The 13,289-nt window shown below is 68.1% G+C and carries 11 protein-coding genes; 3 read left to right on the forward strand and 8 right to left on the reverse strand.

Annotation, left to right across the window (positions count from 1 at the left end; translation table 11 throughout):
* Positions 1 to 67 precede the first annotated feature (67 nt).
* Positions 68 to 1,309: a hypothetical protein gene (locus tag BLW75_RS19525; RefSeq protein WP_034304620.1), complete on the forward strand. Its 1,242-nt coding sequence runs from the start codon at positions 68 to 70 to the stop codon at positions 1,307 to 1,309.
* 21 nt (positions 1,310 to 1,330) lie between these two features.
* Here the strand turns inward: BLW75_RS19525 and BLW75_RS19530 are convergent, their stop codons facing one another.
* Together BLW75_RS19530 and BLW75_RS19535 are read right to left on the reverse strand one after the other, a co-directional pair.
* The gene (locus BLW75_RS19530; RefSeq protein ID WP_167373506.1) at positions 1,331 to 2,539 is read right to left on the reverse strand and encodes an MFS transporter; all 1,209 of its coding nucleotides are present in this window, start codon (positions 2,537 to 2,539) and stop codon (positions 1,331 to 1,333) included.
* 56 nt (positions 2,540 to 2,595) lie between these two features.
* A complete protein-coding gene (locus tag BLW75_RS19535; protein WP_034304618.1) occupies positions 2,596 to 3,705 on the reverse strand; it encodes an adenosine deaminase in 1,110 nt (369 codons plus the stop codon).
* A gap of 209 nt (positions 3,706 to 3,914) precedes the next feature.
* Between BLW75_RS19535 and BLW75_RS19540 the strand changes: the two genes are divergently transcribed.
* Complete coding sequence (locus BLW75_RS19540) at positions 3,915 to 5,003, forward strand: hypothetical protein (RefSeq protein ID WP_034304616.1); 1,089 nt, start codon at positions 3,915 to 3,917, stop codon at positions 5,001 to 5,003.
* A gap of 417 nt (positions 5,004 to 5,420) precedes the next feature.
* Here the strand turns inward: BLW75_RS19540 and BLW75_RS19545 are convergent, their stop codons facing one another.
* From BLW75_RS19545 to BLW75_RS19570, 6 genes are all read right to left on the reverse strand, one after another.
* Positions 5,421 to 6,704: a thymidine phosphorylase gene (locus BLW75_RS19545; protein ID WP_034304613.1), complete on the reverse strand. Its 1,284-nt coding sequence runs from the start codon at positions 6,702 to 6,704 to the stop codon at positions 5,421 to 5,423.
* Positions 6,701 to 7,090: a cytidine deaminase gene (locus BLW75_RS19550; protein WP_034304610.1), complete on the reverse strand. Its 390-nt coding sequence runs from the start codon at positions 7,088 to 7,090 to the stop codon at positions 6,701 to 6,703. Before BLW75_RS19550 ends, BLW75_RS19545 begins: the two co-directional genes overlap by 4 nt.
* 1 nt (position 7,091) lies before the next feature.
* Entirely contained in the window at positions 7,092 to 8,366 is a 1,275-nt protein-coding gene (locus tag BLW75_RS19555; protein WP_034304608.1) for an ABC transporter permease, read from the reverse strand.
* A complete protein-coding gene (locus BLW75_RS19560; protein ID WP_034304604.1) occupies positions 8,363 to 9,460 on the reverse strand; it encodes an ABC transporter permease in 1,098 nt (365 codons plus the stop codon). The genes BLW75_RS19555 and BLW75_RS19560 overlap by 4 nt, the downstream gene beginning before the upstream one ends.
* Before the next feature lie 43 nt (positions 9,461 to 9,503).
* Positions 9,504 to 11,081, reverse strand: coding sequence for an ABC transporter ATP-binding protein (locus BLW75_RS19565; protein WP_034304602.1), 1,578 nt, complete (start codon positions 11,079 to 11,081; stop codon positions 9,504 to 9,506).
* Between the two features lie 81 nt (positions 11,082 to 11,162).
* Positions 11,163 to 12,302, reverse strand: a complete 1,140-nt coding sequence (locus tag BLW75_RS19570; RefSeq protein ID WP_034304599.1) for a BMP family lipoprotein — start codon at positions 12,300 to 12,302, stop codon at positions 11,163 to 11,165.
* A 543-nt stretch (positions 12,303 to 12,845) separates the two neighbouring features.
* Between BLW75_RS19570 and sdhC the strand changes: the two genes are divergently transcribed.
* A complete protein-coding gene (gene sdhC / locus BLW75_RS19575; RefSeq protein ID WP_091597900.1) occupies positions 12,846 to 13,289 on the forward strand; it encodes a succinate dehydrogenase, cytochrome b556 subunit in 444 nt (147 codons plus the stop codon).

The raw sequence follows: 13,289 nt of genomic DNA on the forward strand, positions 1-13,289 counted from the left end.
CCGCGCACCTATCGGGCAGCATCACCCGGTCGCGCGCACACAGGCGGTAATCCGAGAGGGCTTAGGAATGGCACAGGACATCATCCCGATCGAACTCGGCCTGCCTCAGGGTGACGTCGTCACCCTCTGGGCGCCGCGCTGGCGGGAAGACGGCGAGGAGTGGGAAGCCTTCCTCGGCGACGAGGAGGACCTGTACGCCTTCCCGGACGCCGCGCATCTCGCCGCCTTCGTACGGACCTCCGAGCAGCACGACCTGCTCGACCACCCCGCGTGGGAGGTCGTCCCGGCGCTCAACGTGCCCGAGCTCATCCCCGACGACGACCACACCTACGACCTGGTGGGCGTCCCCGAGCTGGTCGCCGAGAAGCCGGACCAGTGGACGCTCGGCGAGCTGGCCGAGATCATCGGCATCGTGCGTTCGCTCGCGGACGTGTGCGAGCTCGAAGAGGTCCACGAAGTCCTCGACGCGCACGAGAGCTTCTCGCTGCTGGACCAGGGCACGCTGCCCTTCTCCGGCCGCGACGGCGAGCGCCTCTGGGCGGACCTGTCGCAGGCGGTCTCCGAGAAGTGGGACACCGTGCTCGACGCGATCGACGGCCTGGTGACCGTCCCCGACGTCGACGAGAAGGTCCTGGAGCAGACCGCGGAGGAGCTCGCGACCTTCCTCGCGGAGTCCGCCGAGGCCGAAGCGGCCGCCGTCGACGAAGACCTCGTGGACGTCGACGACGAGGACGAGGAAGACGACGAGCCCGTCGGCTTCTGGGGCGAGGTCGGCATCGACCCGATCAAGATCATCACCTCCGGCGCCGAGTACTACACGCTGCGCTGCTACCTCGACGACAAGCCGATCTTCCTCGGCAGCGAAGGCGAGATCGACGTCTTCACCTCCGAGAAGGCCCTCATCCGCGCGATCGCGGACGGCAAGGACCTGGCGGGCAACGACCTCGCCGAAGTGTCCACTTGGGACGAAGTGACCACGAAGGCCACCGCGGGCGAGCTCGAGATCGAGGTCGACACCGAGAACACCTACGTGCTGAACGGAATCGCCGAGGACATCGCCGAAGGCCCGGAGTCGATCGACCCGACCCAGCTGGAGCTGGCCGTCGAGCTGATCACCGACGCCGCCGAGTGGGCCGACGACGACAGCGTCGAAACCGCGCTTGCCGCCAACGAAAGCCTCGGCTGGCTGGTGTCGTTCGTGCTGCGGCCGGACCCCTCGCGCCTCGAGCCGAGCGCTCCGTTCGACGCCGAGCAGTCGGAGTGGCGCAAGCTCGTCGAGACCTTCGAGAACAGGCTCACGGTCATCTGATCCACCCCGTGAAAGGGCCCCTCAGGTTCGTCCTGAGGGGCTCTTTTCGTGCCGGACGGGCACGACTGCCACGGCGAGCACTGGGAAGACCGCGGCCACGCAGAACGCCAGGGCGTACCGCGAATCGCCGATCACGAGCCCCAGCATCGGCGGGGTCAGCGCCGCGGCGATGTTCTGGCCGGTGTTCTGCGTGCCCATCGCGCGTCCCGCCCAAGCGAGCCCGGCCATCTCCGCTGACGCGGTGAACCCGAGCCCGTTGTCGGACACCGTGATCACCGCGGCCAGCACGAGCGCGAGCAGCACCAGCCACGGCCACGTCGCGTCCCCGAGCGCGACCAGCAGCATCACCGCCGCGCTCGCGACCGCCAGCTGCCGCATCGGCCGCAGCCTGCTGCCGGCGCGGTCGGACCAGTAGCCCGACGCGATCCTGCCCAGCGCGCCGAGGATCTGGACGGCGCCGACGAACCAGCCCGCGGACGCCGCCGTCCAGCCGTGCACGGTCACCAGGTACACGGGAGTGAACGCGGAGACCGCGAACTGCGGGACGACGAGCAGCGCGCTCGCGCCGTGGACCCGCCACAGGGCCGACTTCCGGTACGGCGACGGCGGTTTCTCCGTCTTGCCCGCTTCGGCCTCCGGCCGCGGCGGGTCGACCAGGAGCCAGGCGACCAGAAGCGCGACGCCGACCGCGGTCAGCGCGGGCAACATGAGCGAGACCTGGAAACCCCAGCGGTCCGCGAGCGGCGGCAGCCCGAAGGCCGCGACGCCCACTCCGAGCGGCTGGGCCATCTGGCGGATGCCCATCGCCAGACCGCGTTCGGCCGGGCCGAACCAGCCGAGGACGGCCCGGCCGCTCGCGGCGTTCACTGACGCGGTGCTCGCGCCGGCGAGCAGGAACACCCCAAAGAGGGTCACGAGCGAGTGGTCGCCGACGGCCGCGTACACGAGGAGTAACCCCGAGACGCCGAGCCCGATGGCCATTACCAAACGCTCTCCGTAACGGTCCGCCGCCGCACCCCACAAGATCAAGGTGAACAACAGGCCAAGGCTCGGCGCCGCGACCACGGTGCCCGCTTCGGCGAGCGAGAGCCCCTCCGCGCGCTGCATCGACGGGACCAGGAACGGGATTCCGTAAAGGAACGAACAGCTCGCGGTCTGCGCGGCGAGACCGAGCGCGAGGATGAGCCAGCGTCGTTTGCCGCCGATCCTCACGTCCACGACCTGCGCCATCTTCGCCACCATTTCACTATATGGGAATTAACTCCTACATAGTGAACAATAGTTGGCTATGCTAACGAACGCAAGGACGCGTACCCAGGCTTGATGACCGTGTTGATGATGTCGAGCCGCTGGTCGAAATCGAGGAACGCGGATTTCATCGCATTGATCGTGAACCACTCGAGATCGGCCACCCCGTACCCGAACGCGTCGCTCAAGGCCGCGAATTCGCTGGTCATCGAGCAGCCGCTCATCAGCCGGTTGTCGGTGTTGACGGTGACCCGGAACCGCAGCCTGGCGAGCAGGCCGAAGGGATGTTCGCCGATCGAGCGCGCCGCTCCCGTCTGGACATTGGACGTGGGACAGATCTCGAGCGGGATCCGCCGGTCGCGGACATAGGCGGCCAACCGTCCCAAATGGACCGTGCCGTCGCTGTCGGTCTTGATGTCGTCGACGATGCGCACGCCGTGGCCCAGCCGCTCCGCACCGCAATGCTGAATCGCCTCCCAAATGGACGCGAGCCCGAACGCCTCCCCGGCATGAATGGTGAAATGCGCATTATTCGTCCGCAGGAACTCGAATGCGTCGAGATTTCTGGTAGGCGGAAATCCGTCTTCCGGCCCGGCGATGTCGAACCCGACCACACCGGCGTCGCGGTAGCGGACGGCGAGACCGGCGATCTCGAGCGCCCTGGCGTGCTGGCGCATCGCGCAGAGCAACGTCCCGACGCGGATCCGGCCACCGTCGGCCGCCACTCTCCGTTCACCTTCGGCGAATCCGGCCTGAATCGCCTCGACCACCGCATCGAGTGACAGTCCGCGTTCGACGAAGAGTTCGGGGGCATAGCGCACCTCGGCGTAGACGACCCCGTCGGCCGCGAGGTCTTCGACCGCTTCGGCGGCCACTCTGACCAGCGCTTCCTCGGTCTGCATGACGCCGCACGTATGCGCGAACGTCTCAAGGTACGAGACGAGAGAGCCGGAATCGGCCGCATCGCGGAACCAACGGCCGAGTTCGACGGGATCGCTGGTCGGCAAGGCCCGATACCCGGTCTGGTCGGCGAGTTCGGCGACCGTGGCGGGCCGCAAACCGCCGTCCAGGTGGTCGTGGAGGAGAACCTTGGGAGCGCGGGCCAGTACCGCCTCCGGGATGCTGGGTCTGCTGCTTTCAGAGGACATACGTAACGGTAACCAGCCTGTCATTCCCCTACATGGCTGTAAGTCTCATGCTTGACTTAACCCTCGGCTTTGTGGATCACCGGCTGAATCGGCCATCAGGGCAGAGCTCGGCATTGTCCGATACCCGGGGGCCATACGCAGAGCAATTTCGCAATGGATAAGCTTCACGTCACGTCCCTCCCATTTCCCCGCCCACGAAGGACACCGCAGTGACCACTGACAACCACATTGCAGCCCCGTCCTTCGACCGGATGCGCAACATGCTGGTGCGCGCGGCCGAAGTGCGTGAGAGCGAACAGCAGCAGATCTTCGACGCGCTCGACGACATCTACGCACGTCTGGCCCCCGTCGACTCGCTCGGCGCGGTGCGCAAGCGGCTCTCGGAGATGCCCGACCGCACCGAGACCAGCGTGCTCGCCGAACGTCTCGACGAGACCATGTCGCGGCTCGAAGCGCAGGACACCGCGATCGCCGCGCTGACCCGCGCCGTCGAAAGCATCGTCGACAAGCTGGCCAAGCCGTTCGCTCAGCTCGACGGCCGCCTCGACGGCATGGCCGCACGCCTGGAAGGCGTCGGGGGCCGGATGGACGGGCTCGAGGACAAGCTCCAGAACATCCACCGCCGTCTCGACGAACTCGGCGCGCACCTCGACAAGCAGGACGTGAAGACCGACGCGCTGCCGCAGTCGGTGATCGGCCCGGTGCGCGAGCGCGTCGAGCAGGCCGAGTCCACCCTGCGGGACCGCGTCGACACCGTCGACCGCGAGCTGCGCACCCGCGTCGAGAACCTCGACAAGGCGACCAAGGAAAGCCTCACCGCGAACACCGAGGCGCTGAAGACCGCGCTGACCGAGACCGGCGAGATGATCGACGCCTCGGAGCGCCTCGACGGCCTCGGCGACCGCCTCGAGAAGGTCACCTCGCGGCTCGACGACCTGGCCGAGCGGCTCGACAAGGTCGAGGACGGCTTCACCGGGCGCCTCGGCGACCTCGACGGCTCGATCCGCTCCGGTCTGTCGAAGGTCGAGAGCACGCTGCAGAAGCAGCCGGACACCGACTCGGTCGACTCGCTGGTGCGCAAGAGCAACGACGAGTCCGTGCGCCGCATCGGCGGCCAGCTGGACGAGGCCATGGCGACCTTCGCGGAGCTGATGCTCGGCGGTGGCCCGGCCGTGCAGCAGATCTCCCCGCCGCCGCCCGCCCCGCGTCAGCCGCGCCGCAGCTCGCGCAACGGCCGGGCGCCCAAGGCGGCCGACGCCAAGGTGAAGGCCGACGGCACCGACGAGACCACCGACTGACGCTCTCTTGACGCGTGAAGGCCCCCTTCCCTCGGCTTCGCCTGGGATGGGGGCCTTCACGCTTCTCCGGGCTCGCGCCTCCGAGCGCGACCTGCGTTTAGCGGGCTAATCGCGATCCGCCCGCCTCGCGCCACCGACCTGCGTTCAGCCCCCTAATCGCGATCCGCAGGCCCCTGACGTTGCGAAAGCCACTTTCGCAACGTTGAAGGTTGCGAAAGTGGCTTTCGCAACGCCCCCCAAGGCCGGGCTGCGGCACTGAGCCCCAGCCCGGCCGCACGGGTCGCGTTCAGCCCGCTAAACGCGACCCGCACCTGCCTCGGACGCCCCGGACCTGCCCTCGCCCGGGCCCGAAGTACGTGAAGGGGGCCTTCACGTACTTACGCGACCCCGGATCGCGATTAGGGGGCTAAACGCAGGTCAGGGCCGCACGGTCTCCAGGACGAGCGGAGCGGAGGCCGAAGGCCCAACGGAGCTGACCGCGTAGGCGTCTTCGAGCGCAGCGAGAGCCGAAGGAACAGCGTCCGGCGTGTCGGTGTGCAGCTCCAGCAACGGCTGCCCGGCCGACACGGCATCGCCCGGCTTCGCCAGGCACAGAACGCCGGCCGCGGCCTGCACCGGATCCTCCTTGCGCGCCCGCCCGGCCCCGAGCCGCCAAGCGGCGACCCCGACCGAATACGCGTCCAGAGACGTCAACACTCCATCAGCGGGCGCCGAGACGACGTGGACGTGCTTGGGCCGCGGCAAAGCGGCCTCCGGATCCCCGCCCTGAGCGGCGATCATCCGGCACCACGTCTCGTAAGCCCGGCCCGAAGCCAGCACCGCCGCCGGGTCCACATCGGACAATCCGGCCAGCGCCAGCATCTCCCGCGCCAACGCCACCGTCAGCTCGACGACGTCGGCCGGGCCGCCGCCGCGCAGCACCTCGACCGATTCGGCGACCTCGATCGCGTTGCCGACGGCGTGTCCCAGCGGCACGTTCATGTCCGTGATCAGCGCCGTCGTCGCGACGCCGTGCGCGGTCCCGATCTCCACCAGGGTCCGCGCGAGTTCCCGGGCCTGCGGAAGCGTCTTCATGAACGCGCCCGAGCCGGTCTTCACATCGAGGACGAGCCCGGCCGAACCTTCGGCGATCTTCTTGCTCATGATCGAGCTCGCGATCAGCGGGATCGACTCCACCGTCGACGTCACGTCCCGCAGGGCGTACAGCTTCTTGTCCGCCGGAGCCAGCCCGGAGGTCGCCGCGCAGACCACCGCGCCGACCTCGTCGAGCTGCCGGATGATCTCCGAGGTCGACAAAGCGGCACGCCAACCCGGGATCGACTCCAGTTTGTCCAGCGTCCCGCCGGTGTGCCCGAGCCCGCGCCCGGACAGCTGCGGAACGGCCGCCCCGCACGCCGCGACGAGCGGCGCCAGCGGAAGCGTGATCTTGTCGCCGACGCCACCGGTCGAATGCTTGTCGATCGTCGGTCGGCTGACCTTCAGATCGAGCCGCTCCCCCGACGAGATCATCGCGCCGGTCCAGCGCGCGATCTCGCCGGAATCCATCCCCCGCAGGAAGATGGCCATCGCGAGCGCGGCCATCTGTTCCTCGGCGATGTCGCCGCGTGTGTACGCGTCGATGGTCCAGTCGATCTGCTCGTCGGTGAGCCGTTCGCCGTCCCGCTTCGCGCGGATGACGTCGACGGCGGCCAACGCGCTCATGGCAGGTCGTCCGGCCCGAACGCGTCCGGCAGCACCGCCGACATCGGCAGGATGCCGCTCGGGGTGTCCACCAGGCAGTCGGATCCGCCGTGTTCGAACAGGATCTGACGGCAGCGCCCGCACGGCATCAGCAGATCACCGGCGCCGCTGCGGCACGCGACGGCGACGAGCTTGCCGCCGCCGGTCAGCCGCAGTTGCCCCGCCATCGTGCATTCCGCGCACATTCCCAAGCCGTACGAAGCGTTTTCGACGTTGCAGCCGACGACGATCCGGCCGTCGTCCACCACAGCGGCGACGCCGACGTGCAGACCCGAGTACGGCGCGTACGCCGACTTCGCCGCCTCGACGGCTTGAGCCCGCAAGGCTTCCCAGTCGTACTCCGCCATGTCAGTCCTCACCTCGCCGATAGGTGGCGCCGATCGCCTTGGGCGGCCGCAGCCGCTGCGAAGCCACCGCCAGCACGATCAGCGTCACGAAATGCGCGGTGTACGGGATGAGGTCGCTGGGCAGGTCGTCGTTGGTCCAGTAGATCGCGTACAGCGCGACGGCGCCGACGACACCGAGCGCGGAAGCGATCCACTGACGGCGGAACAACTGCACCGCCACGATCACGGCCAGCAGGATCACCGCGCCGTACAGCAGCGCGAGCACCGCGGTGCCGCCACCGGCGAGCTGGAGGCCGTCCGCGTAGCCGAACAGCGCCGCGCCGCCGAGCAGGCCGCCCGGCCGCCAGTTGCCGAAGATCATCGCCGCGAGGCCGATGTACCCGCGGTTGTTGGTCTGGTTCTCCAAGTAGTCCGCACCGCCCGCGAGCAGCACGAGCGACGCGCCACCCATTCCGGCGAGCCCGCCGGAGATGATCATGGCGATGTACTTGTGCAGGTAGACCTTCACGCCGAGGGACTCGGCCGCGACCGGGTTCTCGCCGCAGGACCGCAGCCGCAGGCCGAACCGCGTTCGCCACAACACGAAGTAGCTGATCGGGACCAGCGCGATCGCGATCATCGTCAGCGGCGCGACCTCGGTGACCAGGCCGTTGAGGATGCCGGCGAGGTCGGAGATGAAGACGCGCTGCATCTTCTCCAGGTCCGAGAGCCAGTCCGAAAGGAAGGTCGCCGAGTAGGTGTCGAACTTCGGCACCGGCGGCGACTGGCGCGGGTTCCCCGAAAGCGGGGTGAACACCAGGTTCGCCAGGTACTTCGCGACACCGAGACCGAGCAGGTTGATCGCCACACCGGAGACGATGTGGTTGACGTTGAAGGTCACCGTCGCGACGGCGTGCAGCAGCCCGCCGAGCGCGCCGAACACGACCGCCGCGATCAGCCCGGCCCAGACACCGCCGTGGTACGCGCCCCAGGCGGCACCCCAGGTGCCGAGGATCATCATGCCTTCGAGGCCGATGTTGATCACACCCGCGCGTTCGGCCCAGAGGCCGCCGAGCGCGCAGAGCAGGATCGGCAGCGCCAGCCGCAGCGCGGTGTGCGCGGTGTTGGTCGAGGTCAGCGTGTTGACGCCGGTGGCGTACGACGCGATCGCGAGCACGCCGACCGCCAGCAGCCCCCAGATGGCGCCCTTGAGCCAGCCGGGGATACGGCGCTTCGGCGGTTTCACCGGCATGGTGGTCCCGCCCGTGTTGGGCGAAAGAACGTCCGCGGTGGTCACACCGCACCTCCCTCGGACACGCTGGAACCCTTGCGGCCGTTGCCTGCCAGCGCGCGACCGACGCGACGCTGTTCGGCGGCCAGGTCCGCGCGGCGCACGATCTCGTACGCGATGACGACCGACAGCACGATCACGCCCTGCATGATCGTGGCGATCTCTTTGGACACGTTGATCTGCTCGAGCGACACCGCGGACCGGTCGAGGAACGCCCACAGCAGGGCGCCCAGCGCGATCCCGGCCGGGTGGTTGCGGCCGAGCAGGGCGACCGCGATCCCCGTGAAGCCGTACATCTGGGTCGAAGTGATGCCGTAGCTGAAGTCGCGGCCGAGCAGTTCCGGCATCGCGACCAAACCGGCGACACCGCCCGAAAGCAGCATCGCGATCAGCGTCATCTTCTTGGCGTTGACGCCACCCGCCGCGGCGGCCGTCGTCGATTCGCCGGAGGCCTTCAGCTCGAACCCGAACCGGGTCCGGTTGAGCATGAACCAGTAGGCCCCGCCGATCAGCGCCGCGATGAACACGAAGCCGAACAGCTCACCCGAAAGGATGGGGATACCCGGGATCCGGCCCGTCTCGGCGATCTCGCGGGTGGCGATGTTGTTGCCGGTCTGCACGCCGAACTGGTCGGCGTTGACCAGGAACGCCACGATGCCGCCGACGATCGCGTTCAGCATGATCGTCGAGATGACCTCGGAAACGCCTCGGGTCACCTTCAGCACGGCCGGGATGGCCGCGTACAGCATGCCGCTGAGCACCGCGACGACCAGGATCGCCAGCACGTGGATCACCGGCGGCAGCTGCAGCGCCCCGCCGATGATGGCGGTGACGATGGCGGCGAACCGGTACTGGCCCTCGACACCGATGTTGAAGAGGTTCATCTGGAAGCCGATGGCCACCGCGAGCCCGGACAGGTAGTAGACCGTCGCGAGGTTCACCGTGTCGACGGCGGTCGAGCCCTTGAAGAGCTGGCCGATCATCGTGCCGTAGGCCTGGAGCGGATCCGCTCCCGAGATGATCAGCGCGATGGCCGTCAGGATGACCGCGAAAACGATCGCGAGCAGAGGCGGCAGCAGCCTCGTACGCCAACTACTCACGCTGTGCCTCCAAAGCCATGAGTGCCGCAAATAGCGAACCTTTTCACGCCACACCGTCCTCAGAGTCTTCGGAGGCACCCGTCATCGCGGAGCCCAGTTCCTGCGGGGTCACGGTCGCGGGGTCGGCCTCGCCGACCAGTCGTCCGCGCAGCATGACCTGAATGGTGTCGGAGAGCCCGATCAGCTCGTCGAGGTCGGCCGAAACCAGCAGCACGGCCAGCCCGGCCGCTCGCGCCTGGCGGATCTGTTCCCAGATCAGCGCCTGCGCGCCGACGTCGACACCGCGCGTCGGATGCGACGCGATCAGCAGCACCGGATCGCCGGAAAGCTCGCGCCCCACGATCAGCTTCTGCTGGTTGCCACCCGAAAGCGCGGCGGCGGGGACGTCGATACCCGGCGTGCGGACGTCGTACTCCTCGACGATCCGGCGGGTGTCGTCCCGCGCGCCGTCGATGTCGAGCAACTGTCCTTTCGCGACCGGCTCGCGGGTCTGGTAACCGAGGATCCGGTTGACCCACAAGGGTTGCGTGAGCAGGAGGCTGTGCCGCGTGCGGTCTTCGGCGATGTACCCGATCCCGGCCTCGCGGCGGGCGAGCGTCCCCAGTTTGTGCAGTTCGACGACCCGGCCGTCGACCTCGGTCAGTTCGATCCGGCCGCCGCCCTTGCGCATGCCCATGATCGTCTCGACGAGTTCGGTCTGGCCGTTGCCCTCGACGCCGGCGATCCCGAGCACCTCGCCCGCGTGCACGGTGAAGGAGATGTGGTCGAGGACGTTCCGCTCGGAACCCTCGACGCTCAAGCAGACGTCGTCCAGGCGGAGGACGGGCCGATCGGTCACCGTGGACTCACGGGTCTCCGGGCTGGGCAGCTCCGAGCCGACCATCATCTCGGCCAGCTGGCGCGAGGTGATCGTCTTCGGGTCGGCCGTGCCGACGGTGGTGCCGCGGCGGATCACGGTGACCGTGTCGGCGATCGCGCGCACCTCGTCGAGCTTGTGCGAGATGAAGATGAAGGTGAAGCCATCCTTCTGCATGGCGCGGACGGTCTCGAACAGCGCGTCGACCTCCTGCGGCACGAGCACCGCTGTGGGCTCGTCGAGGATGATGATCCGCGCGCCGCGGTAGAGCACCTTGACGATCTCCACGCGCTGGCGGTCGGCGACGCCGAGCTCTTCCAGCAGCGCGTCCGGGCGGGCGCGCAGGCCGACGCGTTCGGCGAGTTCCGCCAGCTTCGCCCTCGCCGCGCGGCCGATGCCGTGCAGGTTCTCCGCGCCGAGGAAGACGTTCTCCCCGACGGTCAGGTTGTCGGCCAGCATGAAGTGCTGGTGGACCATCCCGATCCCGGCCTTGATGGCGTCCTGCGGGTTGCGCAGTTTCACCGGTTCGCCGTTGATCGCGATATCGCCCTCGTCCGGCTGCTGCATGCCGTAGAGGATCTTCATCAGGGTCGATTTGCCCGCGCCGTTCTCGCCGCAGACGGCGTGCACCTCGCCCTTGGTGACGGTGAGGTTGACGTCGGAGTTGGCCACGACACCGGGGAACCGCTTCGTGATCCCGGTCAGCTGCACGGCCGGTTCACCCCGGTCGGGGGCGTCGGTGACCTCGGCCTGGGGAGCGCTCATGAAAAAGCCATCCAGTTCTGGGAGTTAAACAGGTGAGGGCTCGGAAGGGTCGCCCTTCCGAGCCCTGCTGCCTGGTGAAGCTTACTTCTGCGGCTTGTCCGAGACGGTGATCGCCCCGGAGACGATCTGCGCCTTGTAGCCGTCGAGGACGTCCTTGATGTCGTCGACCTTGCCGCCGGAGGTGGCGTAGCCGATGCCGTCGACCTTGAGGTCGAACCGCTTCGGCAGCGTCGTCAGGTCGCCCTTCGCCAGCGCGCGCAGGTAGTCGAACACCGCCACGTCGACACGCTTGAGCATCGAGGTGATGATGACGTCCTTCGACGCCTCGACCGTCTTCTGGTTGTACTGGTCGGAGTCGACGCCGATGGCCATGGCGTTGTTGGACTTCGCGGCCTCGAACACGCCCTTACCGGAGGCGCCCGCGGCGTGGTAGATCACGTCCGCGCCCTTGGCGATCTGCGCGGCGGCCTTCACGTTGCCCTTCGCCGGGTCCTGGAACCCGGAGAAGTCACCGGCCGGGGTGAGGTACTCGTCCTCGATCTTGGCCTTGCTCGAAGCGGCCTTCACGCCCTGGAGGAAGCCGGCCTCGAACTTCTGGATCAGCGGCGTGTTCACGCCACCGACGAAGCCGACGTGGCACTTCTTCGACTTGTAGGCGGCGGCGACACCGGCCAGGAACGAGCCCTGCTCCTCGGCGAAGACGAGCGAGGTGACGTTCGGCGCCTTGACGGAGTCGTCGTCGACGATCGCGAACTGGGTGTTCGGGTACTTCGGCGCGATGGCGCCGACGGCCTTGGCGTAGGCGAAGCCGACCGCGATGATCGGGCTGAAGCCCTGCGTGGCGAGCTGGTCGAGACGCTGCGACTTGGCGGCCTCGTCCTCGGTCGCCGCGGCGGTGCTTTCGGTGACCGTGGTGACGCCGAGCTCGGCCTTCGCCTTGTCGGTACCGGCGGCGGCGGAGTCGTTGAACGACGCGTCGCCGCGACCGCCGACGTCGAAGGCCAGCGCGACCTTGAGCTTGCTGCCGTCGACCTTCTCACCGGCCTGGCTGGAGCTGGTCGAGGCGGCCGCCGCGGCGGGCGGCTTCGGCGCCGTCACGCAGCTGGCGGACTGGTCCCCGGAGCCCGCGTTGTTGTTGTTCCCCGCACCTGAATCCTTCGCGCATCCGGCCAGTACCAGAGCACCGGCCATGGCGGCGGCGACCAGCGCGGTTCCACGCATGCGACGCAACGTGTGTCTCCCTCCCCGCTGATCCAGCGGATGGTCCGAAGAAAGCGACCCGGCGACACTGCCGGGTTCGACCGGGAGACGGTACCTAACGGCCGCTTTGCCGCCATAGGAAAGGCACGCTACGTAACACAAACGTTTACTCGTGAGTCGTAAGCGCGACGAATGGAGTACGCACGGTGATCACAACGGAGTAATCGCAGGCAGCACCCGGCCCCCTGGCCGCATGAATCGACGAAGATCGTCACGCACCGTTCAAACCTCCGGCGCACCGGTCGCACGTCCACAGTGGACGAACCGGTGAGTTACCCCTCTGCGTCACCCGATCGGGCAAGGGTGCCGATGTCTGGTCCATCACACAGAGGAACCCGGAGGTGAGCCCACCGTGAGGTGCGGGTCTAGCATCCTTTTCATCCACGCTCGATGACCATGATCTCGGCACCGTCGCCGGAGCCGTCCCCAGGTGGACGTCCCGGCGGCAGGCGCGGAAACCAGCGGTCAGCGGGCCCAAGCCATGACGTTGGAGGCCGTTCACCGATGTCCACCACGGCTAGCACCGCCACTGAGGCGGCCGCGAGCGATCGGGCGGGTGCCTCACGCCGGCAGGGGACCTTCTACCGGGGAGACCCCGGTATGTGGTCCTGGGTGCTGCACCGCATCACCGGCGTGCTGACATTCTTCTTCCTCTTCGTGCACGTGCTCGACACCGCGCTCGTGCGCGTGTCGCCCGACACGTACAACGAGGTCATCGAGACCTACAAGACCCCCCTGGTCAACCTCCTCGAGGTCGGCCTCGTCGGCGCTGTGCTCTTCCACGCGCTCAACGGCATCCGGGTCATGCTGGTCGACTTCTGGGAAAAGGGACCGAAGTTCCAGAAGCCGATGCTCTGGACCATCCTGGCCATCTGGGTCGTGGTGATGATTCCCGGTGCCTACTTCATGATGAAGCGCACCGTCGAAGTTATGTTCGGGGGGCACTGA

Origin of the sequence: Amycolatopsis lurida (assembly GCF_900105055.1) — a bacterium.
GTDB lineage: Bacteria > Actinomycetota > Actinomycetes > Mycobacteriales > Pseudonocardiaceae > Amycolatopsis > Amycolatopsis lurida.